The sequence below is a fragment of the Acinetobacter sp. CIP 101966 genome (assembly GCF_000369725.1).
Classification (GTDB): Bacteria; Pseudomonadota; Gammaproteobacteria; order Pseudomonadales; family Moraxellaceae; genus Acinetobacter; species Acinetobacter lwoffii_Q.
Genome location: NZ_KB850158.1, coordinates 1 through 25758, shown reverse-complemented (window position 1 = coordinate 25758; position 25758 = coordinate 1). Strand labels below are relative to the sequence as shown.

The 25758-nt window shown below is 45.1% G+C and carries 28 protein-coding genes and 1 rRNA gene; 21 read left to right on the top strand and 8 right to left on the bottom strand.

The window, feature by feature from the left end:
• Positions 1-50: 50 nt before the first annotated feature.
• Entirely contained in the window at positions 51-641 is a 591-nt protein-coding gene (ampD, locus tag F891_RS00220) for a 1,6-anhydro-N-acetylmuramyl-L-alanine amidase AmpD (RefSeq protein WP_005261506.1), read from the bottom strand.
• Between the two features lie 182 nt (positions 642-823).
• Here ampD and nadC point away from each other — a divergent pair, with 182 nt between their 5' ends.
• Positions 824-1669, top strand: a complete 846-nt coding sequence (nadC, locus tag F891_RS00215; protein WP_005261505.1) for a carboxylating nicotinate-nucleotide diphosphorylase — start codon at positions 824-826, stop codon at positions 1667-1669.
• A gap of 100 nt (positions 1670-1769) precedes the next feature.
• Here nadC and F891_RS00210 read toward each other — a convergent pair whose 3' ends face one another.
• Together F891_RS00210 and rph are read right to left on the bottom strand one after the other, a co-directional pair.
• A complete protein-coding gene (locus tag F891_RS00210; protein ID WP_005261504.1) occupies positions 1770-1967 on the bottom strand; it encodes a hypothetical protein in 198 nt (65 codons plus the stop codon).
• Positions 1968-2149: 182 nt separating this feature from the next.
• Complete coding sequence (rph, locus tag F891_RS00205) at positions 2150-2866, bottom strand: ribonuclease PH (RefSeq protein WP_005261502.1); 717 nt, start codon at positions 2864-2866, stop codon at positions 2150-2152.
• Positions 2867-3077: 211 nt separating this feature from the next.
• Between rph and F891_RS00200 the strand changes: the two genes are divergently transcribed.
• Positions 3078-3779 carry a TetR family transcriptional regulator gene (locus tag F891_RS00200; RefSeq protein WP_005261501.1) on the top strand — a complete coding sequence of 234 codons (702 nt, stop codon included), beginning with the start codon at positions 3078-3080 and terminating at the stop codon, positions 3777-3779.
• A 53-nt stretch (positions 3780-3832) separates the two neighbouring features.
• Here F891_RS00200 and F891_RS00195 read toward each other — a convergent pair whose 3' ends face one another.
• Positions 3833-4447, bottom strand: coding sequence for a thiol:disulfide interchange protein DsbA/DsbL (locus F891_RS00195; protein WP_005094908.1), 615 nt, complete (start codon positions 4445-4447; stop codon positions 3833-3835).
• A 227-nt stretch (positions 4448-4674) separates the two neighbouring features.
• Between F891_RS00195 and ubiG the strand changes: the two genes are divergently transcribed.
• The 14 genes from ubiG (at position 4675) to F891_RS00130 (ending at position 16707) form a co-directional block, all read left to right on the top strand.
• The gene (gene ubiG, locus F891_RS00190) at positions 4675-5403 is read left to right on the top strand and encodes a bifunctional 2-polyprenyl-6-hydroxyphenol methylase/3-demethylubiquinol 3-O-methyltransferase UbiG (protein WP_005261499.1); all 729 of its coding nucleotides are present in this window, start codon (positions 4675-4677) and stop codon (positions 5401-5403) included.
• Positions 5400-6089: an HAD family hydrolase gene (locus tag F891_RS00185; RefSeq protein WP_005261498.1), complete on the top strand. Its 690-nt coding sequence runs from the start codon at positions 5400-5402 to the stop codon at positions 6087-6089. Before ubiG ends, F891_RS00185 begins: the two co-directional genes overlap by 4 nt.
• 39 nt (positions 6090-6128) lie before the next feature.
• Entirely contained in the window at positions 6129-6875 is a 747-nt protein-coding gene (locus F891_RS00180) for a YciK family oxidoreductase (protein WP_005261497.1), read from the top strand.
• A gap of 156 nt (positions 6876-7031) precedes the next feature.
• A complete protein-coding gene (locus tag F891_RS00175) occupies positions 7032-7451 on the top strand; it encodes a hypothetical protein (RefSeq protein ID WP_005261496.1) in 420 nt (139 codons plus the stop codon).
• Positions 7452-7635: 184 nt separating this feature from the next.
• Complete coding sequence (locus tag F891_RS17985) at positions 7636-7791, top strand: hypothetical protein (protein WP_004281231.1); 156 nt, start codon at positions 7636-7638, stop codon at positions 7789-7791.
• A 315-nt stretch (positions 7792-8106) separates the two neighbouring features.
• A complete protein-coding gene (locus tag F891_RS00170) occupies positions 8107-8493 on the top strand; it encodes an RcnB family protein (RefSeq protein ID WP_004281230.1) in 387 nt (128 codons plus the stop codon).
• 242 nt (positions 8494-8735) lie between these two features.
• On the top strand, positions 8736-9122 hold the full coding sequence (locus F891_RS00165; RefSeq protein ID WP_005261495.1) for an RcnB family protein: 387 nt from the start codon (positions 8736-8738) through the stop codon (positions 9120-9122).
• A gap of 132 nt (positions 9123-9254) precedes the next feature.
• Positions 9255-10598 (top strand): amino-acid N-acetyltransferase, encoded by a 1344-nt coding sequence (argA, locus tag F891_RS00160; protein ID WP_004729045.1) that lies wholly within the window; start codon positions 9255-9257, stop codon positions 10596-10598.
• Positions 10599-10931: 333 nt separating this feature from the next.
• On the top strand, positions 10932-11888 hold the full coding sequence (locus F891_RS00155) for a sulfonate ABC transporter substrate-binding protein (RefSeq protein WP_005261494.1): 957 nt from the start codon (positions 10932-10934) through the stop codon (positions 11886-11888).
• Positions 11889-11912: 24 nt separating this feature from the next.
• Positions 11913-12908, top strand: coding sequence for an aliphatic sulfonate ABC transporter substrate-binding protein (locus F891_RS00150; protein WP_005261492.1), 996 nt, complete (start codon positions 11913-11915; stop codon positions 12906-12908).
• Between the two features lie 36 nt (positions 12909-12944).
• Positions 12945-14120, top strand: a complete 1176-nt coding sequence (ssuD, locus tag F891_RS00145) for an FMNH2-dependent alkanesulfonate monooxygenase (RefSeq protein WP_005261490.1) — start codon at positions 12945-12947, stop codon at positions 14118-14120.
• Positions 14120-14935 carry an aliphatic sulfonate ABC transporter permease SsuC gene (ssuC, locus tag F891_RS00140; RefSeq protein WP_005261487.1) on the top strand — a complete coding sequence of 272 codons (816 nt, stop codon included), beginning with the start codon at positions 14120-14122 and terminating at the stop codon, positions 14933-14935. The genes ssuD and ssuC overlap by 1 nt, the downstream gene beginning before the upstream one ends.
• Positions 14936-14956: 21 nt before the next feature.
• Entirely contained in the window at positions 14957-15763 is an 807-nt protein-coding gene (locus tag F891_RS00135; RefSeq protein WP_005261485.1) for an ABC transporter ATP-binding protein, read from the top strand.
• A 323-nt stretch (positions 15764-16086) separates the two neighbouring features.
• A complete protein-coding gene (locus F891_RS00130) occupies positions 16087-16707 on the top strand; it encodes a TetR family transcriptional regulator C-terminal domain-containing protein (RefSeq protein ID WP_004281222.1) in 621 nt (206 codons plus the stop codon).
• Between the two features lie 66 nt (positions 16708-16773).
• On the opposite strand, the gene F891_RS00125 is transcribed toward F891_RS00130, so the two are convergent.
• On the bottom strand, positions 16774-17337 hold the full coding sequence (locus F891_RS00125; RefSeq protein ID WP_005261484.1) for a 5'-methylthioadenosine/S-adenosylhomocysteine nucleosidase family protein: 564 nt from the start codon (positions 17335-17337) through the stop codon (positions 16774-16776).
• A 231-nt stretch (positions 17338-17568) separates the two neighbouring features.
• Here F891_RS00125 and ribF point away from each other — a divergent pair, with 231 nt between their 5' ends.
• The 5 genes from ribF (at position 17569) to F891_RS00100 (ending at position 23167) form a co-directional block, all read left to right on the top strand.
• The gene (ribF, locus tag F891_RS00120) at positions 17569-18570 is read left to right on the top strand and encodes a bifunctional riboflavin kinase/FAD synthetase (RefSeq protein ID WP_005261483.1); all 1002 of its coding nucleotides are present in this window, start codon (positions 17569-17571) and stop codon (positions 18568-18570) included.
• A 64-nt stretch (positions 18571-18634) separates the two neighbouring features.
• A complete protein-coding gene (gene ileS / locus F891_RS00115; RefSeq protein ID WP_005261482.1) occupies positions 18635-21481 on the top strand; it encodes an isoleucine--tRNA ligase in 2847 nt (948 codons plus the stop codon).
• A complete protein-coding gene (gene lspA, locus F891_RS00110; protein WP_005261481.1) occupies positions 21474-22013 on the top strand; it encodes a signal peptidase II in 540 nt (179 codons plus the stop codon). The genes ileS and lspA overlap by 8 nt, the downstream gene beginning before the upstream one ends.
• A complete protein-coding gene (locus tag F891_RS00105; RefSeq protein ID WP_004281217.1) occupies positions 22006-22488 on the top strand; it encodes an FKBP-type peptidyl-prolyl cis-trans isomerase in 483 nt (160 codons plus the stop codon). The genes lspA and F891_RS00105 overlap by 8 nt, the downstream gene beginning before the upstream one ends.
• 136 nt (positions 22489-22624) lie before the next feature.
• Positions 22625-23167 (top strand): NADPH-dependent FMN reductase, encoded by a 543-nt coding sequence (locus F891_RS00100; protein WP_004281216.1) that lies wholly within the window; start codon positions 22625-22627, stop codon positions 23165-23167.
• Between the two features lie 268 nt (positions 23168-23435).
• On the opposite strand, the gene F891_RS00095 is transcribed toward F891_RS00100, so the two are convergent.
• The 3 genes from F891_RS00095 to rrf form a co-directional block, all read right to left on the bottom strand.
• Positions 23436-23831, bottom strand: coding sequence for a tautomerase family protein (locus F891_RS00095; RefSeq protein WP_005261480.1), 396 nt, complete (start codon positions 23829-23831; stop codon positions 23436-23438).
• Positions 23832-24290: 459 nt separating this feature from the next.
• Complete coding sequence (locus F891_RS00090; protein WP_005261479.1) at positions 24291-25463, bottom strand: PQQ-dependent sugar dehydrogenase; 1173 nt, start codon at positions 25461-25463, stop codon at positions 24291-24293.
• 208 nt (positions 25464-25671) lie between these two features.
• A 5S ribosomal RNA gene (gene rrf, locus F891_RS17080) occupies positions 25672-25758 on the bottom strand; the annotation flags it as partial.

Here is a 25758-nt window from a genome sequence, read left to right as displayed (position 1 = left end):
AATTTGTGGCTATTGTAATGAAACTTTTGTCAGAAGTTCATTGCTTAATTTCATCGCTCAAGCGAGCTTGAGGTGTTTTTATAATGCTGTAACTGTGTACGAAAATCAGCCCAGTTAAAATACGGCCCTGGATCAGTCTTGCGACCCGGTGCAATATCCGAATGTCCGGCAATATGCTGCTGAATCTTAGAATAATGCTGTTGCAGACAGGCCGTGACTTTTACCAAGGCCTGATATTGTTCAGCTGCAAAAGGCAAGTCATCACTGCCTTCCAGTTCGATCCCGATCGAATAATCATTACATTCTTTTTTGCCCAAATAGCTCGAGCGACCGGCATGCCAGGCACGGTCATTGAAATTAACAAATTGCAGTACTTCTCCCGTTCTTAAAATTAGCAGATGGGTTGAAACCTGCATTCCTTCAATCGTTCGAAAATAAGGATGTACCGACCAGTCCAGCTGATTCTGAAAAAACTGTTCAATATAACCGCCGCCAAACTGTGAAGGTGGCAGGCTGATATTGTGAATCACCAGCAATTGAATCTCGGTCTGTTCTGGCCGCTGATTAAAATTGGGAGACGGGATTTGACGTGCACCGATTAGTTGCCCGTCCTTGACCTGAAACTCAGCTGCCTGTTGCATAAAACCGTTCTCCCCAAAAATAAAATCTGCAAGATCAGCATTGCAGCCGGCTTCATGCTAAAACTTTCAAGGACAAATCTCAATTCATCCCGGCAAACTGGATGAAAAATCGCTCATCTTTTATGTAACGGTGCTAAGATAAGGCGCAATTTTCACGGCTTAAAAAAGATACGGAAATACTCATGCGCATATCTCAAGCTTTGCTCGACCAGTCGATTCAGATCAATATTCAACAAGCACTTTCAGAAGATATCGGTGACGGTGATATTACTGCTCTGCTAACTCCTGAAGATGAACAGGCCACTGCCACCATCATTAGCCGTGAAGACATGGTTTTGGCCGGTCAGCCTTGGGTAAATGCCTTGATTCAGGCCTATGATCCGAGCGTTGAAGTGATCTGGCTGAAAAATGATGGCGATCATGTTCAAGCCAATCAAGCATTTTTAAAACTGGCCGGATCTGCACGTAGCCTACTCACCGTGGAGCGCCCTGCGCTAAACTTTGTCCAAACGCTGTCTGCGGTTGCGACTAAAACCGCCCACTATGTCAAAGAGCTACAAGGCTTAAATACCAAACTGTTAGATACCCGCAAAACACTTCCGGGTCTGCGTATTGCACAAAAATATGCCGTGGCCATTGGCGGTGGTCAGAACCATCGTTTGGGCCTGTTCGATGCCTTTTTGATTAAAGAAAATCATATTATGGCAGCGGGTGGCATTACCCAGGCGATTGCCAAGGCCCATCAGATTGCGCCGGGCAAACCAGTTGAAGTCGAAGTGGAAACTTGGGATGAGCTGAATCAGGCACTCGAAGCCCATGCCGATATCGTGATGCTAGACAATTTCACTCAGCAGCAGATGATCGACGCGGTGCAACATGTGGCCGGTCGCTGCAAACTGGAAGCCTCAGGCAACATCACGATTGATAATTTACGTGAAGTCGCGAGTACCGGCGTAGATTATATTTCTATGGGTGTATTGACCAAAGATGTCAAAGCCATTGATCTGTCGATGCGTTTCAATGCTTAAGCCTAAATGGGATAGATGACCGTAGAGGGTGCGAAGCACCCTTTTTTTATTTTTAGAAAAATTTTTTGCGTATATTTTGCTCAATTTTCTATCTTAGACCTTAATCATCATCGTCGTCCCGATTACCTCGGCGATCGCGGTCATCATCGTCACCATCACGGTCGTTATATCTTCCGCTATCCTCATCACGATCCTGATTTAATACTGAACGCTCGTCATCTTCACGATTATTGCCCCAGTCACAGGCAGTTAATCCAAACACGCCCAGCAATGAAATTGCACAAAGCCACTGTTTCATGTCGCATTCCTCATTGTGATCTCGCCTGATCCAATATCGGTTTAAAACCGGTTCAGATATAGCCGATTCATGTCGGATTTTTGTCAGGAAGTTTTGTAATGCATTTTTTGGATACAGTTGCAGAGTGAAATTTCAGGCATAAAAAAACGCATCCGGAGATGCGTTTATCAGCATGGGATGAATTACCAGCCTAAAGCTTCTTGCTGTTTCTTCACCAGTTCCTGAATACCTTTTTCGGCCATTTCCAGCATGGCATCCGATTGTGCGCGGGTAAATGGTTTGTCTTCTGCAGTACCTTGAATTTCAATAAATTCACCGGCCTGAGTCATCACCACGTTCAAATCAGTTTGACAGTTTGAATCTTCTTCATAGCAAAGATCCAGTAACACTTCATCTTTGAAAATACCGACAGAAACCGCAGCCACCAAACCTTTTAATGGATCATGTTTGATTTTTTTTCTTTCCAGCAAGACGTTCATGGCATCGACCAGAGCCACCGCAGCACCGGTAATTGCGGCAGTACGGGTGCCGCCATCAGCCTGAATCACATCACAATCGATAGTAATGGTATTTTCACCGAGTTTTTTCAGATCGACCATTGAGCGCAGGCTACGACCAATCAGACGCTGAATTTCCTGGGTACGGCCACTCTGTTTGCCACGTGCCGCTTCACGGTCACTACGGGTATGGGTTGAACGTGGCAACATGCCATATTCAGCCGTGACCCAGCCCTGGCCCTGACCTTTCAGGAAGCGTGGTACAGAACTATCCACACTGGCGGTACAGAGTACTTTGGTATGACCAAATTCAACCAATACAGAGCCTTCCGCATAACGTGTATAGTTACGGGTAATTTTCACTTCACGTAATTGATCTAATGCTCGTTGGTCGATACGCATAAATAAGTCCTGTAGAGGTTAAAAATAATTGCGGCTCAGTATAGCAGAAGCCTTTGCCAAGATTAGGCAGCCGGGTGATTCATTTACAAAATCAATGCATCAGGCTACTGCGAAATGTCGAAATTCTGCCGATCTGTAGCACTACGATTTGATTTAATTTTTGCTAGACTAAAACTCCCCTTGAGGGAAGCCGGTGATAGGAAACCCATTTATGTCCTTACGTGAAGATCGCAAGCAGCAAAGTCATCAGGCGTTACTCGATGCCACTCTGGCATTCAGCAGTCAGGGCCGTGCTTTCAGCACGATCAGCCTGCGTGAAGTTACGAATGCAGTTGGACTGGTACCGACGGCATTTTATCGGCATTTTCAGGATATGAACCAGCTCGGTCTGGAGTTGCTGGATCAGGTTGCGATTCACATCAAAGGAGTACTCAATCAACTGGGACAGGCTTATCTGTATCAGCCAAATACCCGAACCTACACCGGACTTGAACTGTTTTTTCAGGCGGTCGAATATCATCCTGAACCCTGGATTTTTTTTGTTGCAGAACGTTGGGGCGGTTCGGACGTATTACGTGCCGGAATTGAACGGGAAATTCATTTTCTGGCTGAAGATGTCATGCATGAACTGGCCAAGATGCAATCTACCCGACATATTCAGGCGCCACAGGACTTGCAGGCTCTGGCACAGATGCTGATTGAGCTGTCCCTGAACTGGGCCATGGGCTGGATTCATCTGCAGCATCAGGCTGATCCAGAGCTACGTCGCGCCCAATCCAATGCCTTTAAAACCCAAAGCGTGCTACAGATGCAGCTTTTGCTGCGTGGCATTTTGCACTGGTACCGGAGACCTACCGAAACAGTTGAAACCGTAAGCCCTGTGCTCAATGAAGCGGTCACTCCTCCGGCCTAAATAAAAAAACCTGCATCATGATGCAGGTTTTTTTAGTGATCGTCAGTTCAGACTTATTTGGCTTTACGCTCTTTTTCGATCAGGTAATTCACCACCTGAATGACTTTGGCATCATTACCTTGCACAATATATTTACCATTCACGGTCACTGCCGGAACACCACTGAGCTGATACTGAGCAGCCAGATTTTTGGCTTGGGCAATTTTCGAAGTGATCGGGAAAGATTTATAAGTGCTGTTAAATTTCGCTTCAGAAATACCATAGCGGGTATAGAACTTGGCCAATTGCGCCTGTTCTAAAATTGGACGTTGCTTGTCATGAATATCATGGAATAATTGTAAATGTGCTTTTTGACGCACACCCAATGCTTCAGACACATAATAAGCACGTGCTGCCTGTTCCCAGAGTGGATTCATTGCAGCCGGCGTACGTACAAAACGTACATCTTTTGGTAATTTTTTCAACCAGCCCTGCATATGTGGTTCAAGCGCGAAACAGTGACCACAGCCGTACCAGAAGAATTCACGTACCTCAATTCTGCCCGGTTTTTCGACTTTGACTGGTTTTGCAACCACCTGATAGTCCTGACCTGCCACAAAATTGGCCATAGCATTGCCTGAAAAGGCCAAAACAGATGCGGCAACAGCGCCTAAAAGGAATTTTTTCATTCGGATTATCGTCCTCTAAATCATTATGCTTAGTTTATGTGTTCACTATAAATCAATTATGCCGGTTTCGTTTTCATTCTGTGAACTTTTTTGCTGCTTTTATCGCTTTTTCTGCCAGAATCGCTACACTAAACCATCGAACTGATTTTCAAGGTTTTAAATCAGTTTCTCTGGCCATTCGGCACATATATATTTTTAGCTAATCATGACTGATTGAGGTGACACCGATGTCGCAATTGAATGTTGATCCACAAGAAATTGCCAAGTTTGAAGCATTTGCAGCTATATGGTGGGATCAGCATTCCGAGTTCCGCCCCTTGCACATGATTAATCCACTGCGTTTAAACTGGATTGATGAACATGCCGGAGGCTTAAGCGGCAAAAAAGTGCTGGATATCGGCTGTGGTGGCGGTATTCTGGCCGAAAGCATGGCGCGACGCGGTGCCGATGTACTCGGGATTGATATGGGCGCAGCCCCTTTAAATGTGGCACGCATCCATGCCGAACAGGAAGGTGTGAACAATATTGAATATCGTCAGGTGCCGGTTGAGCAACTGGCAGAGGAACAGGCTGGCCAATATGACATCGTGACCTGCATGGAAATGCTAGAGCATGTGCCAGATCCGGCATCGATTATTCAGGCCTGTCACAAGCTGGTCAAGCCAGGTGGTCATGTATTCTTCTCGACCATTAACCGTAATCCAAAGTCCTATTTATTTGCGATTATCGGGGCAGAATATGTCTTGCGCATGCTGGCCAAAGGCACCCATGATTACAGCAAATTTATCAAGCCGTCTGAACTGGCACATGATATTCGTAACGCTGGTTTAAAGCTCAAAGACATGACCGGTCTGCACTATAATCCGCTGACCAAGCGTTATTGGCTGGCACCGAATGTTGATGTGAACTACATGGTTTATACCGTGAAAGATAGCGCAGCAGAGACCACAGCATGAAAGCCGTTTTATTTGACCTAGATGGAACCCTGATTGATACCGCTGCCGATTTTATCCGAATTATCCAGCAGATGTGCCGTGAAGAAAGCCGCTCACTGGTTGCACCCGAGCTGATTCGTACCCAAGTCTCCGAAGGCGCTCGCGCTATGGTGAAACTGGTTTATCCGGAACTGCAACTAGAAGATCCGGTCTTTCTGCAACACCGTCAGCGCTTTCTGGACATGTACGGCGCAGATATTGCGGTCGATACCGATCTGTTTGATGGCATGTATCCATTACTTGAACAGCTAGAGGAAAATGACATTCCTTGGGGGATTGTGACCAATAAACCGCGCTGGCTCAGCGAGGCTTTACTGCAAGCGCTGAACCTGAGTGAACGCTGCGCAGTGCTGGTATGTCCGGAAGATGTCACTCGGACCAAACCCGATCCTGAACCGATGTATCTGGCAGCCAAGCAACTGAATCTTGCCGCGGAAGACTGTATCTATGTCGGAGATCATCCCCGAGATATTGATGCCGGCCGTCATGCCCAGATGTTGACCATTCTGGCTGCTTATGGTTATTTGCCGTTGCAATACAAAGACGATTTAAACACCTGGCAGGCCGACCATATCGTGCATACTGTGACAGAATTACATCAATTGATTCAGACACTAGTACTGAAGCAGCATACTGCGGTATCTTGAACGCTTAACACTAAATAATAAGAAGTGAGGAGGTAGATAATGAAATATTCAGCATATCAACCTCGCCCCGATCTGCTCAAGGATCGTATCATCCTAATCACAGGTGCGGGCGATGGCATTGGACGTGCAGCAGCAATCAGTTATGCCTTGCATGGCGCAACTGTGGTGTTGCATGGGCGTACCTTAAACAAACTCGAAGTCATTTATGATGAAATTGAAAGTTTGGGTGCGCCGCAACCTGCCATCTTGCCGCTACAACTATCGAGTGCGTCAGAACGTGATTATGAGCTTTTGCTCGATACGCTAGACCGTCAGTTTGGTCGTCTGGACGGCATTCTGCACAATGCCGGCATTTTAGGCGAACGGGTTCCCTTGGCGGATTATCCGGTCAATGTCTGGGATGATGTGATGGCGGTCAATCTGCGTGCACCCTTTGTCATGACCCAGGCCCTGCTGCCGTTATTATCCAAATCCGAACATGCTTCTGTGGTTTTTGCCAGCTCAGGTGTAGGCCGCGAAGCCCGCGAACGCTGGGGTGCGTATTCGGTGTCTAAAATTGCCATTGAAGCGGTAAGCCAGTTATTTGCCAAAGAGCAGGTACATCCGAATATCCGTTATAACTGCATCAATCCCGGGGCAACGCGGACTGCCATGCGCGCCAAGGCCTATCTGAATGAAGATCCGAAAACCCTGCCTACCCCTGATTCAATCATGCCGGCTTATCTATATTTGATGGGTAATGACAGCCTGCATATGAATGGCCAGAGTATTGATGCACAGGATTAAATTATTCTGTCTGTCATTCAGGGAGCAATCGCTCCCTTTTTATTTCATTTTTAGTCATATTCAGCGCATAAATCTTAAGTAAGTTCACCCCGCTCGCATTGAGTTTCATTAAAATAACAGCATACTAAGCCCCACTATATTTTACTCGAGTGCATCATGACTGAATTAAACAATATTACGGTGACCCATTTAGACGATGGCATGGTGTCGCTGCTGATTGATCAACAGCCTATTTCAGAGAAATACGGCACCAAGTTTGAAGCCAGTATCGTGGATGACATCAAAGCACTCGAAAATGCTCAGAAACTCAAATTGTTCGAGCAATTTGTATTTTCACATCAGGATCTGAATTTTGAACATGCATATTATTATGTGACTGGCATTGAAAAATTAGACGATTGTTATCGTCTGGCCAAGCATTTTGTTTATCGCATTCAAATTGAAGGACAACCTGAAATCGAGCATGTCATCAGCAATCAGGGTAAAGCCATGACGGCCGAGGATGTACGTGCCTTTATTCAGGCGCATGTGCAGAAATCACTCAACGATTATACTGACCTGAACTACGCTTATTAAAAGTCGGGTCATTGAATAATCTTGGGCACTTTTCGATAAAGTGCCCTTTTTTTCTTAAAATCCTGCAAAAAATAACAATAAATCGGATTTACATATTAAATATATAAAATTATACGGTTTTCCAAATTAAACTGATTGGACTATGCTTTCTTGAATCACAGATAGATCAAATCAGGAGCGCAGCATGGCTGACCAAAAACGTAAAATTGAAACAATTCACCGGATTGAACAGTTGCAGTTATCTGAAGCATTGATTGTGGCACTCGATGACGCCCTACAAGCTGAATCCGTGGCTGACGCGATTCAGTCCTTACAAGGTTTGGCAGAGCAATGGAATTAATCTCAAACTAAACCGGCAAAATTCTTTGTCGTTTCATTAAATCATGAACTTTTTTCTCGCTGACTCAATGCTGTTTTTTTGAGCTAAATCATCGATTTTCGCTTGCATGTTGGCCCTTGCTTTGATGAGATAAGGACATGGCTCGGTAGGCTACTTTATAGAAGTGATGCCGTCGCATATAGTCATGTAAAAATATGACATCATCATAATATCTCTGCATTTGTTATAAAAATTGTGCCTGTTCTTCACAGTTTCTCTGCAATTTTTCCGTACATTAGGTGCTGTAGAAGATGAACAATTTAATGAGGGTTCAACATGAAAAAGGTTTTGGTGGCACTGGCAATTTCTTGCAGTACATTCATGCTGAGCAATGTCGTCATCGCTGCCCCTCATTTCAATGATGAATCCCGTATGGATTCACGTCATGGTCATGACAAGAAGAAAGCCCGTGAGTTCCGAGAGGAAGATCAGCAGGATAACCGCCGTATGCGTGAAGAACGCGGGGTGAAACGCCTGCAACAGTTACGCTGGCAGCCGGGTTATGTGATGCCGCAGCATTATCGTGGCAATGGCTATAAAGTTGAATATAAAGACCATCGCCTGCCTCGACCTGACCGCAAGCAGCAATGGTACAAAGTCAATAATGACTATATTCTGGTGGATTCTGAAAACAACAGCATTATCCGGATTGTGGGTGACTAGTTCATAAGTGCATTCAAATTTAATCTTCTTTAAGGCCCAACGATGTTTGGGCTTTTTTATTTCACTGGCTGAAAATTTTTAACCCAAAATCTCGCGGCTTTTCCAGTTTTCAAACTGCGTGATTCATCTACTAAATTTCTTCATGAATTTAACAATTTAACTAAATAGCCCTCACGCTTTCTATGTACTTGTTCGCTAATTTAGTCTCATCGAAATTAGATATACATCTTAAGGTGAGAGCCATGAAAAAAGTCTTAACTACAATCGCGTTATCTCTAAGTGCTTTGTTAGCTACTTCTGCAATGGCAGCACCACAGCATGACTCGCGTTATGACCATAATCCGCATAAACCGGCGCCACACTGGAATGCCAAAGACAGCAAGAAATGGAATGACGACCGTCGCTGGAATGATGACCGCCGTCATAACAACCGTATGGTCAATCCAAGCCGTGACTGGCGCGTAGGACAAACTTTACCTCGCCAATATGACAACAACCGTTTTGAAGTAAGTGATCGCGAAGCACGCCGTTTGCCAAATACCGGTCGTTTCCAGCAATGGTACAAGGTCAACAATGACTACGTTCTGGTCAATGAGCGTACCAACAAAATTGTACGAATCATTAACTAAGCTTTCTCCATTACTGCTCGTCTTGCAGACACCTGAAGTCCCCTTCAGGTGTTTTTTTATATCTGCACTTCCACTTGCATTTTTTTTCATTAGAATCAAAGCTGGATCTTCAATCATTGAAATGGGCACAGCATGACTTCAGCAGAAACGTCACAAAGCACAACTTTGCAATATGTGCACTGGTTTCGCCATTCTGCGCCTTATATCAATGCGCACCGCAATAAAACCTTTGTAATCATGTTTGATGGCGAAGCCGTCTTAAATGATAACTTTCAGCATATTATTCACGATATTGCTTTATTACATTCTTTGGGCATTCGGCTGATTCTGGTACATGGTGCACGTCCGCAAATTAACCAGAATCTGGCTCAAAGCCAGATTACGACGCCTTTTTACCAGCAGCGTCGGGTCACCACACGTGAATCTTTAAGCTGCGTGATGAATGCCGTCGGTTCGATCCGCCTACAAATTGAAGCACTGCTGTCTATGGGACTGGCCAATTCGCCGATGTATGGCGCCCGGATTGATACCGTTTCAGGGAATTTTGTCACCGCCAAGCCGTATGGCATCCGCGATGGTATCGATTTTCAGTTGACCGGTGAAGTGCGCGCGGTTGATACCGATGCGATTCAGCGCCATCTGGACAGTCATAATATTGTGGTGCTTGGCCCGACCGGTTATTCCACTACCGGAGAAGTTTTTAATCTGCTGGCTGAAGAAGTTGCTACCAAAACTGCGATTCGCCTTAAGGCAGATAAACTGATTTTTCTCGGTAAGCAGCATGGTCTGATGGACAGTAACGGCCAACTCAAACGCGAAGTGACACCGCAACAACTGGATGATTTTATTCCGGTCGAACAAGATGCGCTTGAAAGAGGACTACAATTGAAAGCCGCACAGGAAGCCTCAATGAACGGCGTACATCGGGTGCATCTGATTTCTTATGCCTATGATGGTGCCCTGCTGGAAGAGCTGTTCACCCGGGATGGTTCCGGAACTCTGGTCACCGACGCGCATTATGAAGAAGTGCGGATGGCCGATATTCAGGATGTCGGTGGCCTGATCGGTTTGCTGCGTCCACTGGAAGAAGAAGGCATTCTGGTCTATCGTTCGCGTGAACGCCTGGAAAATGAAATCAACCAGTTTGCCGTAATCGAACGGGACGGCATGATTCTGGCCTGTGCCGCCCTCTACCCGATTCCGACGACAGGGGATGAATTGCGTTCTGCAGAAATTGCCTGTGTTGCGGTACATCCCAGTTATCGCAAGTCTAATCGGGGTAGCCAGATCCTGCATTATCTAGAAGAAAAAGCCAAAAGCATGCAGATTCAGCAACTGTTTATTTTAACTACCCGCACCGCGCACTGGTTTCTAGAACAAGGCTTTGAACCAGCTTCAGTCGATGACCTGCCGGATGCCCGTCAGGCATTTTACAATTATCAACGTAATTCAATTGTTTGCAAAAAGTCACTTTAAAGTGGCTTTTTCTTTCAGTGCTTTAGCTTAATTTTAGATAAAGATATCTGGCAATCTCGCTTTAAATTTTAAAATTCTATTACTCGTTTTTAGCTAAACATATCAATAGATTAGATTTAAAAAAATAACTATAAATTTCATAGGTTTGATTAATTTAAATATTAAATCTTCATTTTTATATAAATCACTTTTCTGCATAAGTTTTGCGCTTTTTTATTTATCTTTTTTCTTCATTAGAAATTCCTGAATAGTTATTTTTTTAGAAAAACAAAAACGATTAGCGTGTGTCTAAGTTTTCATTCACTAGCTTTTCACTTTCGGGAGTTTTGATTCATGCGCCAATCTCATGTTCAGTTTTTAACAAAGACTGCGGTACTCGGTACCGCGATGGCTGGTGTCATGATGCTTTCAGGCTGCTCGAAAAAAGAAGAGACCATTACCCTGAATATCGGTTTCCAAAAATACGGCATATTACCTATTTTAAAAGAACGCGGCACGCTGGAAACCAGCTTAAAACAGCAAGGGGTCAATGTGAAATGGGTAGAATTTCCGGCCGGCCCACAACTGCTTGAGGGCCTGAATGTTGGCAGCGTCTCTTTTGGTGAAGCCGGTGAAGCACCGCCAATTTTTGCCCAGGCGGCCAACTCAAATCTGGTCTATGTGGCCAATCAGCCGCAAGCGCCTAAGGCAGAAGCCTTAATTGTACCGAAAGATTCGCCGATTCAGTCTATTCAAGATCTGAAAGGCAAACGGGTAGCCCTGAACAAAGGTTCAAACGTGCATTACTTACTATTAAAAGTTCTGGAAGCCAACCAGCTTGGCCTTGATGATATCGAAGTGATCTATTTACCACCTTCCGATGCACGTGCTGCATTTGAACGTGGTGCAGTCGATGCTTGGGTGATCTGGGATCCGTTCTTTGCAGCTGCTGAACATCAAATTGGTGCGCGTGTCATTGCCAGCGGTGAAAATGTGGTGAGCAATCATCAGTTCTATCTGGCAGATCGCAAGTTCGCAGAAAGCCATCCTCAGGTGGTACAGGCGGTGGTCAACGAACTGAATCTGACCACGGACTGGGTGGCAAAAAATCAGGACGCTGCCGCTCAGCTCCTGCAAAAACCGACAGGTCTGGCCGTCGATGTCTTGAAAACCTCTATTTCACGCATGGGCTTTGGCGTTAAACCTCTCAGCACTGACGTGATTCAAAAACAGCAACAAGTCGCCGATGCATTTTATGCGCAGCAGCTGATTCCACAAAAGCTGAATATTGATGCAGCAATTATTAAATAACAGCAGAATAATTCGAGAATAAAGATGAGTCATATAAAAACAGTTTCTTATATCAGCTTAGCATTATTGAGCTTTAGTCTGACTGGCTGCCAGAAACAGGAACCACAGCAAACAGCTGCCGCAGAAACCACGTCAGCGCAACAAGTTAAAACCATTGCGATTGGCTTTCAGAAATCAGCCTTAAATCTGCTGGTGGCACGTGATGAAAAGCTGTTAGAACAACAATTTCCCAATGCCAAAATTGAATGGAAAGAGTTTCCGGCAGGCCCACAAATGCTGGAAGCACTGGCAGTCGGTGCAGTGGATTATGGCTATGTGGGGAATACTCCGCCCATTTTTGCACAGGCGGCAGACAAAGCCCTGAGTTACGTGGCCTTTGAAAAAGTGGCTGGAAACTCTTTGGCCGTGGTCTTGCCGAAAGACAGTGCCATTCAAAATATTCAACAGTTGAAAGGAAAACGGATCGCGGTGCAGAAAGGTTCAAGTGCCCATGAACTTCTGGCCAAAACCCTGGAAAAAGCCGGCTTAAGCTGGTCAGAGATTCAAGCCATCTGGCTTCCCCCTGCGGATGCACGTGCTGCTTTTGATAAAAAAGCCATTGATGCCTGGGCAATCTGGGATCCCTTCTTGGGTGCAGCCGAGTTCGACAGCCAGGTTAAGGTGCTGATTGAATCCAGTGACTTTCCGCAAACCTATTCCTTTTATATCGGCAATCCTGAATTTATTCAGAAGCATCCGGATAGCCCCGGGAAGTTTATTCAGGCTTTAAATGCCTCTGACCAGTGGATTCTTAAAAACCAGGCTGTAGCCCTAGATATTTATCAGAAAAGTACCGGTCTGAAACCAGAAGTGGCGAAGCTTGCATTTGAGCGTCGTCTTAAACCTTCGCCGGTACAACCATTAACGACGGAAGTGATCAAAGCCCAACAGAATATTGCCGATCTCTTCCAGCAGGTTCAACTGATTCCCAAAACCATCAGCGTCCAGCAACAGATCTGGTCGCCAGCAGCCACACATTGATGAACAAACAAGATGATTTAATTTAAGGAATATCACATGAAAATTTTCTGGTTTATCCCCACTCATGGCGACAGCCGTTACTTAGGCACCAGCAAGGGCGCACGTGTTGTAGATCATGCCTACATGAAGCAGATTGCCGTTGCCGTGGATAACTTAGGTTATGAAGGTGTCCTGATTCCGACTGGCCGTTCTTGTGAAGATCCTTGGTTAACCGCAGCCAGCCTGATCGATGCAACCAAAAAATTAAAATTCCTGGTGGCCCTGCGTCCAGGCGTGACCACGCCGGCACTGGCTGCACGTATGGCCGCGACCTTTGACCGCTTGTCTAATGGCCGAGTACTGCTGAATCTGGTGACTGGCGGTGACGAGCAGGAGCTAAAAGGTGATGGCGTCTATGAAGATCACACAACCCGTTATAAAACGGCGACCGAATACACCACCATCTGGCGTGAAATTTTAAAACGCTCGCATACTGGGCAAAGCTTTAGTTTCCATGGCGAACGCTTAAGTGTCGATGATGCAAAATTGCTGTATCCACCCATCCAGCAGCCACATCCGCCTTTATGGTTTGGCGGTTCATCGGATGATGCCATTGAACTGGCTACGGATCAGGTCGACACCTACCTGACCTGGGGCGAGCCACCGGCCGCAGTCAAAGAAAAAATTGCAGTGGTAAAAGCCAAGGCTGCAGCTAAAGGTCGTGAACTGAATTACGGGATCCGTTTACACGTAATCGTACGCGAAACCAATGAGCAGGCCTGGGCGGCGGCTGAAGAACTGATTCAATATGTGGATGATGCCACTATCGCTGCAGCTCAAGCCAAATTCAAATCCATGGACTCAGTCGGTCAGCGCCGTATGGCAGAACTGCATAACGGCGACCGCAGCAAACTCGAAGTTTCTCCGAACCTGTGGGCAGGTGTGGGTCTGGTTCGTGGTGGTGCAGGTACGGCACTGGTCGGTGATCCGGAAACCGTCGCTGCACGTATCCAGGAATATGCCGATCTTGGGATCAGCACCTTTATTTTCTCAGGCTATCCGCATCTGGAAGAATCCATCCGTTTTGCCGAACTGGTATTCCCGTTACTTCCACTGGAAACCCAGCAAAAACTCACTCAACCAAACTTGACCGGTCCATTTGGCGAAATCGTGGCGAACAACTACACACCGGACGAGAACAAGCAGGCTGAGAAAATTAAGGAGTCTGCTTAATGTCAAAAGTCGTTTCCGTTGAAACCTTGGCCCAAAAGCAGGTTTCACGTGGAACAATTCTGGGACAGCATCTGCTGCCCTGGCTGGTTCCAGTTTTTTTGATTGCGATCTGGCAGATTGCCTCTGGCATAGGCCTGTTGGAAAGCCGGATTCTGCCTGCACCGAGTGCTGTTATTTTAGCCTTCTGGAACTTATTGCTTAGTGGTGAACTATGGACGCATGTACAAGTCAGTGCAGGACGTGCCATCAGCGGATTATTGGTAGGTGGTGGTTTGGGCCTATTGCTGGGTCTGTTAAATGGTTCATCCAGAACTGCCTCTACCCTGCTCGATACCACCTTGCAGATGATCCGCAATATTCCTGCACTGGCACTCATTCCCCTAGTCATCTTATGGTTCGGGATTGATGAATCTGCCAAATTGTTTCTGGTGGCGATTGGGGTATTTTTCCCGATTTATATCAATACCTATCATGGGATTCGTTCCGTCGATCCGCAATTGATCGAGATGAGCAAAAGCTATGGCTTAACTCGCTGGCAACTGTATAAAGAAATTATTCTGCCGGGTGCGATGCCGTCAATTCTGGTCGGACTGCGTTTTTCTCTAGGTCTGGTCTGGGTATTGTTAATCGTGGCCGAAACCATTTCCGCCCAGTCTGGTATTGGTTATATGACCATGAATGCACGTGAATTTTTGCAAACTGACGTGGTTCTGGTAGGTATTTTATTGTATGCCCTGCTCGGCAAACTGGCCGATGTTCTGGCCGTGGCCTTAGAGCGATTCCTGCTGCGCTGGCATGCCGGCTATCAAAAATAAAGAATAAATGAGGAGCATGTGATGACTGATCTCAGTTTAGGGCGTCATGCCAATGACCCGATTGTGCCACTGGACCAACCTGCGGAAGAGATCAATCCTGCTGCAGTGATCGGTGCCGAAATTATCATTGAACAGCTGCACAAGTTTTACGGTTCGGTCAAGGTTCTGGAAGATCTGGACCTGCATATCCAGCCGGGTGAATTTCTGGCAATTGTTGGTCGCAGCGGTTGTGGTAAAAGTACCTTATTGCGCCTGATTGCCGATCTGGAACAGCAAAGCTACGGCGAAATCAAGTTTAAGTCAGCCCGGCATATTCGCGAAGGCATTACTACCGATGATATCCGGGTGATGTTTCAGGACCCTCGCCTGCTGCCCTGGCGCAGCATCGAACAGAATGTTCAACTCGGTTTACCGAAGGAGCAGCATGCCAAAGCTTCGCAAATGCTGGAAAAAGTCGGCCTAAAAGAAAAAGCTGGACTGTGGCCTTCACAGCTTTCTGGAGGACAACGGCAACGTACCGCCTTAGCGCGGGCATTATCGCATCAGCCGCGTATTCTGTTGCTGGATGAACCACTCGGTGCTCTGGATGCCCTGACACGTCTGGAAATGCAAAACCTGATTGAGCGCTTATGGACCGAGCAAGGCTTTACCGCCATTCTGGTCACGCATGATGTCAGTGAAGCCGTACAACTCGCAGACCGGATTATCTTGCTGGACAAAGGTCATATTGCCAAAGAGTTTAAGGTCAATTTGCCACGTCCCCGGCAAAAAAGTGTGACATTTGCAGAACTGGAACAGCAGGTCTTGCAGGCAGTTTTAGCGACCTGAGTACCCAATTCAACCCAAAATCGAGCATGTTTTTGGGTCTTATTCTTATAAAAAATACTTTTATCTCAATAAGAGGGCATTTTTATCAGATTCATTTCAGTATTATTCCTCTCTTGCATTGATGAAGAAAAAAGATGAATAAATGAAGTATTTTCAGAAACTTGAATTTTTCTTGTGGTGTAGATGCATTTAGCTTATTTTAAATATTGATCTAGAGAATAAATCATCATTATTCAAAAAATTAGCCTGTGACTGTGTGCACAAATCTGATGATTTGCCGTACAATTGAGGATTCCCTTTTTCATTGTTTTTTATATTTGCTAATGGAACAAAAAAAGAGTACTCAAAAACGCAATCAGCTGCTAAATGCTGCACTAGACGTATTTTCCCTATATGGTTTTAATGGGGCAAGTCTGGATGAAATCGCACAAATTGCAGAAATGCATAAGTCGAATATTTTCTATTATTATGAAAATAAAGAAGCCCTGTATGTCGAGGTATTAACCACCGTTCTACAAAAATGGTTGGCGCCTTTACAAACCCTTGAAGCTGAACTTGAGCCTGAAGAAGCGATCACCAATTATTTGATGCAAAAAATTGAAGTGTCGCGTACCCAGCCTAAAGCATCCCGTTTATTTGCTTTGGAGGTGATTCAAGGTGCACCGCATATTCTGGAAATTTTAAAAGGTCCGCTAAAAAAACTGGTCAAGCGTAAAGCCAAAGTGATTTCCAACTGGCAGGAGCAAGGCAAGATTTCTGCAGATATTGATCCTGAGTTACTGATTCTGAATATTTGGGCGATTACCCAGAACTATGCAGACTTTGCGACCCAAATGGAAATGGTCACGGGTAAAACCTTGCGTAACCGCAGCATGCAGCAACGCATTATCCAGCATACGGTACATATGATGTTATACGGCGTGATTCCACGCACGGATAAATAAGCAAGCGCTTCTGATTGGCACACGACCATAGCTGCTATGGTCGCCGAGCAAACTTGACCCTCCTATTTATTTTACCATTTGATATAAATCTAATAATTTTTTCGCACCCAATAACAGATTTTCTTCCCAATCCAGATGCGCAGTCTCATTAGCTCCATCAGTAATGTATTTCACTGAAATCAGCCGAACGCCCAACTTTTTACAGACTTTGGCCAAGGCATAGCCTTCCATATCGACCAGATTACACGCCACTTTTGAAATACCGGTTTCAAAGCTATCGCCTGTCCCACAAATCCCTTTCGGCAAATGGTCAAAGAAAGAATCCAGCTCAATCGCACCCGGGAAATGCTGATCCATCGGGGTCATTCCGACCTCAAAGCCGAGGGGTGAAACATCCATATCACGCTGTACAAATTGCGTGACTTCGACCAGTTCATGCGCATTGAAATGCGAACTCCCCGCGCTACCCAAATTCAGCAAGGTATTGCAACCAGTATTCTGAATCACCTCAAAGGCTTTAAAGGCCGCGTTGACTTTACCAATCCCGCTGTAATGCACCTGAATGCCTTCTGCTTCAAACAAGCCTTTGGATTCATTGGGTAGAGCCATGATGAGCGCCAGATCGGACATTCGAAACACCTGATATCAAAAAAAACCCTGACATTAGAAAACAAAACCGGCTGAATGAAAAGCACCAGTGCTCTGATCAAACATACTTAGTGCGTAGAAAAACCAGCCGACTCAATTCCAAGGAAGATGAATTTTCAAGAAAAATATTGCATAAAAACACAACAGCAAGACGAAAGCGCGAGATTATGGCAATATATAGCCTCTCGATATTTCTAAGCACTTGATTTGCCCATGCAGCTGCTCCGTCTAAATGCTTTAGCTTCTCATTCTGAATTACCCAAAACTGCCGTGACCATCGGTAATTTTGACGGCGTGCATTTAGGCCATCAGGCGATGATCCGTCAGCTGCAACAGGTGGCCAAAGCACAGGGTTTAAAATCTGTGGTGATGATTTTCGAGCCGCAACCACTTGAATACTTTCAGGGTTATGATGCTCCACCGCGTATTTCATCGTTGCGTGAAAAAGTTGAATATCTGACTGAGCTGGGTGTGGACTATATCGCAGTGGCGAAATTTGACCATACTTTTCGCAGCCTGACTGCAGAAGCTTTTGCCGACATTTTAAAAGAAAAACTGAATGCCCGGCATCTGGTCTTAGGCGATGATTTTCACTTTGGTAAAAACCGCCAAGGCAACAGCGAATTCCTGCGCAATTACGGGTTTGAAGTGACCAATTTAAATACCATTGCTCTAGATGGTGAACGGGTCAGTTCCACCCGGATTCGCCAGACCTTGCAAGCTGGTGATTTAGCCTTGGCCGCACAATTGCTGGGTCGTCCTTATAGCATTACTGGGCGGGTGCAATATGGCGATCAGATTGGTCGAACCATTGATTTCCCGACCATTAATGTACGGCTCAACCGTCATAAGCCCTGCCTGAAAGGAATTTATGGGGTGGAAGTCCTTTGTGAAACCCAATCCTTAAAAGACAAAGTAAAAGCCGACTCTGCAACGCAAACCGGTATTGCGGGTTATGACCCGACTGCCCTGTTTGGGGCAGGTCATGTCGGCACACGTCCAGCCATCAAACAAGCACACCCAGAGTGGCGATTAGAAGTACATTTTCCAGATGTTTCTGCTAATCTGTATGGCCTGTTGATGCGGGTGACGTTCTTAAACTACTTACATGGCGAAAAGGACTATCCTTCGCTTGAAGCGCTAAAAGCCGGAATTGATGATGATGTCGAGAAACTGCTTGAGTTTCGTCGAAATCACCCCACATTTCCCTTTTAATATCCCATATTTTTATTGTAAAACGTGTCAGTGACATAACTGATTAGATTGGAAGACGACTTGCATGAGCGATAAGCAAACTCCTGAAAATGCAGTGGACTATAAAGCCACGCTAAACCTCCCAGGTACTGACTTTGCAATGAAAGCAAATTTGGCAGTACGTGAAGCGAAATGGTTAGAAGAGTGGTATGCCGACAACATTTATCAGCAGATTCGTGAATCGCGTATTGGCAAGAAAAAATACGTGCTTCATGACGGCCCTCCTTATGCCAATGGTCAAATCCATTTGGGTCATGCAGTCAATAAAGTACTCAAAGACATCATTATCAAAAGCCGTGTCATGGATGGTTTTGATGCGCCATATGTACCGGGTTGGGACTGTCACGGTTTGCCAATCGAACTGAAAGTCGAAGAAAAAGTCGGTAAAGTCGGCGTAAAAGTTGATGCTTCAACTTTCCGTAAAGCGTGTCGTGAATATGCGTACACTCAAGTTGAGCTTCAAAAGAAAGACTTCGTACGTATGGGTGTGTTCGGTGATTGGGACAATCCTTACCTAACGATGAACTTCAAACAAGAAGCTGACATCGTACGTTCATTGGGTGCAATCGCGAAAGCAGGTCATATCGAGCCAGGTCTGAAACCAGTCAACTGGTGTCTAGACTGTGGTTCATCATTGGCTGAAGCTGAAGTTGAATACGAAGATAAAAAATCGGATGCAATTGACGTCGGTTTCACCGTTGTAGATTTAGCTGATTTATCTGTACGTGTAGGCGTAGACGTTGCTGATCGTACCGACATCGTGATCTGGACAACAACGCCTTGGACGATGCCTGCTAACCAGGCGGTTGCATTACACGCTGAACTTGAATACCAACTGGTGAAAGCAACTGGTGAAGACAAAGCATCACAAAACTTCATCCTTGCGAAATCATTGGTTGAGTCTGCAACTCAGCGTTATGGCTTTACTGCATTTGAAGTGCTTGCTGAATTCACAGGTGCAAAACTTGAGAATTTAGTTCTTCAACATCCACTCATCGCTGAACGCCAAGTGCCTGTGATTTTGGGTGAACACGTCACCGATGCTAGCGGTACAGGTGCAGTACATACCGCACCGGGCCACGGTGTGGACGACTATAAAGTTGGTTTACAGTATAACTTGAAAGTAGAAAACCCAGTCGGTGGTAATGGTGTGTATTTACCAACATCACCAATCTTCCCGGGTGAGCACATCTACAAAGCTAATCCAAAAATTATTGCGGCATTGACTGAAGCAACCAAGCTTTGGGCACATGTGGTGATCAAGCATAGCTACCCACATTGCTGGCGCCATAAAACGCCGATTATCTTCCGTGCGACCCCACAATGGTTCATCAGCATGGATGCCAAAGGTCTGCGTCAAAATGCGTTAAACGCGATTGAAAACGATATCAGCTTTGTACCGGACTGGGGTAAAAACCGGATTCAGGCGATGATTGAAGGTCGTCCAGATTGGTGTATTTCACGTCAACGTACTTGGGGCGTGCCAATTCCGTTCTTCGTACATAAAGACACCAATGAATTGCATCCGCGTACGCCTGAACTGATCGAAGAAGTCGCGAAACTGATCGAGCAAGAAGGTATTGATGGCTGGTACAACCGTAATGCATCTGAGTTCATCGGTGCGGATGCTGAGCAATACAATGCAGTACGTGACACGCTAGACGTTTGGTTCGACTCAGGTACAACGCACTATGCCGTACTACGTGAACGTGAAGAATTGACTGATCCTGCTGATTTGTACCTTGAAGGTTCAGACCAGCACCGTGGCTGGTTCCAGTCGTCGTTATTGACCTCGATTGCGATTAACGAACGTGCGCCATATAAAGGTCTATTGACCCACGGTTTCGTGGTCGATGAAAAAGGCCGCAAGATGTCCAAGTCGATCGGTAACGTCATCACGCCGCAAGACATCATTAAAGATATGGGTGCAGATGGCTTACGCTTCTGGATCGCATCGGCAGATTACCGTTATGAAATGACCGCAGGTAAAGAAATCTTTAGCCGTGCCTCTGATGGTTACCGTCGTATCCGTAACACGCTTCGTTTCTTGTTGGCGAACCTGAATGGCTTCAAACCTTCGACAGATGCGCTTCCTGTAGATCAATTGATCGCGCTTGATCAATACATCTTGCAACGTGCATCTGAAGTGCAAGAAACCATTAAGAAAGCATACGAAGATATGAACTTCCATATCGTCACCACTGCTTTAACGAATTTCTGTATCAACGACTTAGGTGGTTTCTACTTAGACATCATCAAAGACCGTCAATACACCACCAAAGCGGATTCACAAGCACGTCACTCTGCACAAACTGCGTTGTATCACTTGGTACAAGCATTCGTGCGTTGGATGTCACCAATCCTGAGCTTCACTGCACAAGAAGCGTGGCCGTTAATCCCTGAGCAATCAGAGAAATACGTGTTCACCGCTGAATGGTATGATATTCCTGTGGCTTCAACTGCAAATGTAGTATCTGAAGCGGAATGGCAAACGCTCATTGCTGTGAAATCTGCAGTAAACAAATTCATTGAAACTGCACGTACCGCCAAAACTGTCGGTTCTAACTTGTCTGCCAAAGTTGAACTTTGGGCAAATGCTGAATTAAAAGCAGTGCTAGATAAGTTAAGTGATGAGCTTCGTTTCGTACTGATCACATCACAAGTGATCGTGAATGCGTTTGATGCGGCACAAGGTGAAGCGTCTGATCTTGAAGGCTTGAATGTGAAAGTTTCAGCAGCTGATGGCGAAAAATGCGTACGTTGCTGGCATGTATTACCAGATGTAAATACACATTCTGCACATCCTGGTCTATGCGGTCGTTGTATCATCAACCTTCCTACAGGCCAAGGCGAAGAGAGAAAATATGCCTAATACCCACACGAAAAAGGGCTTATTCCAGTTCTATCCCCATAATTTATGGTGGGTTGGGCTGGCCATTCTGGCGATCCTTCTGGATCAATGGACCAAATGGATTGCAGTGACAAATCTGAACTATGCAGATCCTGTTCCTGTGCTGCCCTTTTTAAATTGGACACTGTTACATAACTATGGCGCTGCCTTTAGTTTTCTGTCCGATGCCGGTGGTTGGCAACGCTATTTCTTTACTTCACTGGCAGGTTTAGTGTCTGTGATCTTCGTGTTTTGGCTGATGCGTATGCCAAAAGACATGAAAATTTTACCGCTGGCGATTGCCCTGATTCTGGGTGGTGCCATCGGTAATTTAATCGACCGGGTCAGCCTCGGCTATGTGGTCGATTTTATTCATGTGTATTACCAGAACAGCCACTTCCCTGCGTTCAATATCGCAGACAGTGCCATTACTGTGGGTACTATTCTGATGCTGATTGATACCTTTTTCTTAGAAAAACATCGAATTCAACGGGCGCAAGCACAACATGACTGATTTTATTCATCCTAACGAAGAAACCCGGGTTGCAGACGGTTCTAAAGTCGAGCTGCACTTTTCTGTTGCTATCGAAAATGGCGTGGAAATTGACAATACCCGTAGCCGTGAAGAACCGGTCAGCCTGGTAATTGGCGATGGTAATTTACTGCCTGGTTTTGAAAAAGCACTGTTTGGTTTACGTGCTGGTGACCGTCGTACGGTGAGCCTGCCACCAGAAGATGCTTTTGGGCCATGGAATCCAGAAAACATCCAGAAATTTGACACGGTAAAATTTGGAGAACGTCCGATCGAAGGTCACATGATCGAGTTTGAAGACAAAGCCAAAGCGACCTTGTATGGCGTGGTGAGATCGGTGAATGATGACATCACTGAAGTGGACTTTAACCATCCATTGGCAGGCAAAAACATCACTTTTGAAGTGGAAATCTTTAAAGTGACACCTGCGGGTCAGCAAGGTATTAAACTGATGTAAAACATCAGCTAATTGACTGATTTTGAAAAAGCTCCTTCGGGAGCTTTTTTATTTTCCGGATACAAATCATCTCTAGTCACCTCTCTGAAATCTGATTAATTTAATTTGATGATCAGACCAGAAGAAAGGATGAAACATGAAAATTTATATTGTGGTTGGAAGTGTGCGTGAGGGACGTACCGCGATTAAAGTGGCACACTGGGTACTGCAGGAAATTAAAAGTTATGCCTTTAGCACTTTAGAAACTGAAATTGTCGATCTAAAAGAATGGGATCTTCCGCTATTTTCTGGGGCTCATCCGCCATTGACCGGAATTTATGATCAACCCAAACAGCAAGACTGGGCCGACAAGATTGCGCTTGGCGATGCCTTTATTTTTGTCACGCCTGAATACAATCATGGCTATAGCCCTGCCCTGAAAAATGCCTTGGATTATCTCGGCAAGGAATGGCAAGGCAAACCGGCAGCTTATATTGGTTATGGTGCGACCAACGGCTCACGTTCAATTGACCAGATTCGTCAAGTCGGCACTCAACTTGGACTGGTGGATACCAATGCCGTGATTGAAATCCGGGACATCTTTGCGCGCAACAAAGATTATTCCTTCCAAGGCAATGAATTTGATAATAAAAACTTAAAAGCTGTGGTAGATAGACTGATTCAATATGTCAGTGCTTAATGTGGACGACAGTCCTGTACGTTTTAGCCTACATGCAGCGCAGAGTTTAGCCGCTATGCGGTCGTTTTATGCGAGGCTATAGTGAGTACATAGACAGACAGGAAGTCTGCAAAGCGATACGACAAAAATAAAAAGCGCCAATCAACAGGACGTTGACAGATTAGACAGGAGTCAGATCTGAGAAGCAAATCCAGAAAAGTCTCGACAGGATGTTGAGGCTTTTTTGTTTTTAAACTTTAGATGTAACGTGAATACTAATCGGGATACATCAGACATCAACCTTAAAGCCGAGATCAACATCACAGGCCGCTTGTCCTCCCCGTATCCCCCAATTTTCCAATGCACTTTCTCTCAGATGAATCAGAATATGATCTGCGGGAATACCGATTTCCACGAGACTTTTGACCATCTGCTTATACAAATTGCACTTGGTCTCCAGACTGCGGCCAGCAAAACAGTCAATACTGATCAAGGTGAAATATTCAGGTTTAGCTAAATGGCTCATATACTGAAAACGATGCGCTTCATGCACGACCAGACGAATATTACGATCATATTCAGGCAGCTGAAAGGCGGTTTGTACACAATGAAATACGTTGTTGAGCAATTGTTCCTCAACTGCTTGAGGATATTGTTGCCGAACTTCAATTTGAATCGTAGGCATAGGAGTTTCCTTTTTATTATTTTATCGACGTTTTATTTAAATCAGTTGATGTATATCAAAAGAGTATTCTCTCGCTAAAATGCAGCAAAATCATCACCGCAGTGTATGATTTGGTCAAAAGATCATATTGAAACAGTATTTTTGAATTTATCTTTTTAAAATTCGGCTGTCGGCTTTGACCTACAATCTATGCAGCTAAACTGCCCTATTGCGCTGCGTCGCTTCAGGCTATATTCAGATCATACCAAGACAGGAAGTCTTGTAAGAAAAATAAAAAAATCACGTAGCAGGATGCTGATCGGTATAACAGACATTATACCTTTAACAGAATATGAAAAGGCCTTCACAGGATGTAGAGGCCTTTTTCTTTCATGTCAGCATCAGCTTAAAAATCCTTTTATCCAGATGGTTAGCTTATTCAATATTTCATATTTAGATAAGCAACCTAAAAGCAGATGATTAAGGTGCTGTCATTTTTAACAAACCTGCTCGCGGACCATCTTGAATCACCCACAGTGAACCATCCTGTGCCTGAGCAACCCCGCGAATCCGCTCTTTCATATCCAGACGTTGAACTTCTTTCACTGGAACCTGGGTGGTATCCACAATCACAATCGCCTTAGAAGACAGACCGGTAGCAATCGCTTTATTTTTCCATTGCGGGAAGACATTAGCAGTATAAAATATTAAATCTGAAGGAGAAATTACCGGAGTCCAATTCAGTGCCGGGGCCTCAAATTCAGGTCGGGTACTGTGGTCAGGAATGGGCTTACCGTCATAATGATCGCCATTGGATACCAGTGGATAACCATAATTTTTAGCTTTGACAATCTTGTTCAGTTCATCGCCGCCTTTCGGTCCCATTTCGATCACCCAAAGCTGCCCTTTCGGATCAAAAGCCATGCCTAGAGGATTACGGTGTCCAAGACTCCAGACCTGCTGGGTAATTTTACCCTGAGTCATAAACGGATTATCGGCAGGGATTGAGCCATCATCATTCAGGCGAATAATCTTACCGGCATTAGATTGCATGTCCTGTGCAGGGTTGAATTGCTGACGTTCTCCTGAACTGATCCATAACTTACCATCCGACCCGAATACAATCCGATGGGCATAATGTCCCTGGCCTGAAAATTTCGGCACTTGCGTCCAGATCCGTTCAATCTGTTTCAGTTGGGGGGTAGACTGGCTCAAATCAAGTTTGCCACGAACGACCACAGCACCATATCCACCTTGACCCTTTTCAGCATAACTCAGATATACCCATCGATTCTTTGCAAAATCTGGATGTAAAGCAACTTCACCTAAGCCGCCTTGGCCCCCATACGCAACCTGGGGTATACCTTTCACCTCGATTTTTTTCTTGGTTTTTGGATCAAAGAGCTGCAATTTTCCTTTGCGCTCAGTAATCAATAGTCGGCCATCATTTAAAGTAGTAATCGCCCACGGCTCATTAAATTGAGCCACCTGTTCAACCTTATATTTTTGCATGCTTAAAGAGACTGCATCCGATTTGGCAGCTGATGTAGATGCGTCTTGAATACTTCTAGAAGATGAATTCTCTGCATGACAGGCAGTAAATGCTAAAGCACAACAACTGAGTAGAATTTTTATTTTAAATTGCGACAACATCCTCTTCTCCATACTGATTTATTGTTCAAATTAACATCAAGATACAGAGTTTCTGGTCTAAATTCAGCATAGAAAAGTAAATAGATATATTTTAAAAATTATAAATAGAATTTCTCTTAATAAAGAATTAGTGTCTAAGCTTTCGACTAAATCCCGCGCACAAAAAAACACCCCCGGCCTTATGGTCGGGGGTGTTTTAGGAATAATGAGCTGGCGATGACTTACTCTCACATGGGTAACCCCACACTACCATCAGCGCTAAGAGGTTTCACTTCTGAGTTCGGGAAGGGATCAG

What these genes read in the sequence shown, in the direction of transcription:
- ampD (WP_005261506.1), bottom strand. Translation starts at nt 641, where the DNA reads ATGCAACAGGCAGCTGAGTTTCAGGTCAAGGACGGGCAACTAATCGGT.
- nadC (WP_005261505.1), top strand. Translation starts at nt 824, where the DNA reads ATGCGCATATCTCAAGCTTTGCTCGACCAGTCGATTCAGATCAATATT.
- F891_RS00210 (WP_005261504.1), bottom strand. Translation starts at nt 1,967, where the DNA reads ATGAAACAGTGGCTTTGTGCAATTTCATTGCTGGGCGTGTTTGGATTA.
- rph (WP_005261502.1), bottom strand. Translation starts at nt 2,866, where the DNA reads ATGCGTATCGACCAACGAGCATTAGATCAATTACGTGAAGTGAAAATT.
- F891_RS00200 (WP_005261501.1), top strand. Translation starts at nt 3,078, where the DNA reads ATGTCCTTACGTGAAGATCGCAAGCAGCAAAGTCATCAGGCGTTACTC.
- F891_RS00195 (WP_005094908.1), bottom strand. Translation starts at nt 4,447, where the DNA reads ATGAAAAAATTCCTTTTAGGCGCTGTTGCCGCATCTGTTTTGGCCTTT.
- ubiG (WP_005261499.1), top strand. Translation starts at nt 4,675, where the DNA reads ATGTCGCAATTGAATGTTGATCCACAAGAAATTGCCAAGTTTGAAGCA.
- F891_RS00185 (WP_005261498.1), top strand. Translation starts at nt 5,400, where the DNA reads ATGAAAGCCGTTTTATTTGACCTAGATGGAACCCTGATTGATACCGCT.
- F891_RS00180 (WP_005261497.1), top strand. Translation starts at nt 6,129, where the DNA reads ATGAAATATTCAGCATATCAACCTCGCCCCGATCTGCTCAAGGATCGT.
- F891_RS00175 (WP_005261496.1), top strand. Translation starts at nt 7,032, where the DNA reads ATGACTGAATTAAACAATATTACGGTGACCCATTTAGACGATGGCATG.
- F891_RS17985 (WP_004281231.1), top strand. Translation starts at nt 7,636, where the DNA reads ATGGCTGACCAAAAACGTAAAATTGAAACAATTCACCGGATTGAACAG.
- F891_RS00170 (WP_004281230.1), top strand. Translation starts at nt 8,107, where the DNA reads ATGAAAAAGGTTTTGGTGGCACTGGCAATTTCTTGCAGTACATTCATG.
- F891_RS00165 (WP_005261495.1), top strand. Translation starts at nt 8,736, where the DNA reads ATGAAAAAAGTCTTAACTACAATCGCGTTATCTCTAAGTGCTTTGTTA.
- argA (WP_004729045.1), top strand. Translation starts at nt 9,255, where the DNA reads ATGACTTCAGCAGAAACGTCACAAAGCACAACTTTGCAATATGTGCAC.
- F891_RS00155 (WP_005261494.1), top strand. Translation starts at nt 10,932, where the DNA reads ATGCGCCAATCTCATGTTCAGTTTTTAACAAAGACTGCGGTACTCGGT.
- F891_RS00150 (WP_005261492.1), top strand. Translation starts at nt 11,913, where the DNA reads ATGAGTCATATAAAAACAGTTTCTTATATCAGCTTAGCATTATTGAGC.
- ssuD (WP_005261490.1), top strand. Translation starts at nt 12,945, where the DNA reads ATGAAAATTTTCTGGTTTATCCCCACTCATGGCGACAGCCGTTACTTA.
- ssuC (WP_005261487.1), top strand. Translation starts at nt 14,120, where the DNA reads ATGTCAAAAGTCGTTTCCGTTGAAACCTTGGCCCAAAAGCAGGTTTCA.
- F891_RS00135 (WP_005261485.1), top strand. Translation starts at nt 14,957, where the DNA reads ATGACTGATCTCAGTTTAGGGCGTCATGCCAATGACCCGATTGTGCCA.
- F891_RS00130 (WP_004281222.1), top strand. Translation starts at nt 16,087, where the DNA reads ATGGAACAAAAAAAGAGTACTCAAAAACGCAATCAGCTGCTAAATGCT.
- F891_RS00125 (WP_005261484.1), bottom strand. Translation starts at nt 17,337, where the DNA reads ATGTCCGATCTGGCGCTCATCATGGCTCTACCCAATGAATCCAAAGGC.
- ribF (WP_005261483.1), top strand. Translation starts at nt 17,569, where the DNA reads ATGCAGCTGCTCCGTCTAAATGCTTTAGCTTCTCATTCTGAATTACCC.
- ileS (WP_005261482.1), top strand. Translation starts at nt 18,635, where the DNA reads ATGAGCGATAAGCAAACTCCTGAAAATGCAGTGGACTATAAAGCCACG.
- lspA (WP_005261481.1), top strand. Translation starts at nt 21,474, where the DNA reads ATGCCTAATACCCACACGAAAAAGGGCTTATTCCAGTTCTATCCCCAT.
- F891_RS00105 (WP_004281217.1), top strand. Translation starts at nt 22,006, where the DNA reads ATGACTGATTTTATTCATCCTAACGAAGAAACCCGGGTTGCAGACGGT.
- F891_RS00100 (WP_004281216.1), top strand. Translation starts at nt 22,625, where the DNA reads ATGAAAATTTATATTGTGGTTGGAAGTGTGCGTGAGGGACGTACCGCG.
- F891_RS00095 (WP_005261480.1), bottom strand. Translation starts at nt 23,831, where the DNA reads ATGCCTACGATTCAAATTGAAGTTCGGCAACAATATCCTCAAGCAGTT.
- F891_RS00090 (WP_005261479.1), bottom strand. Translation starts at nt 25,463, where the DNA reads ATGTTGTCGCAATTTAAAATAAAAATTCTACTCAGTTGTTGTGCTTTA.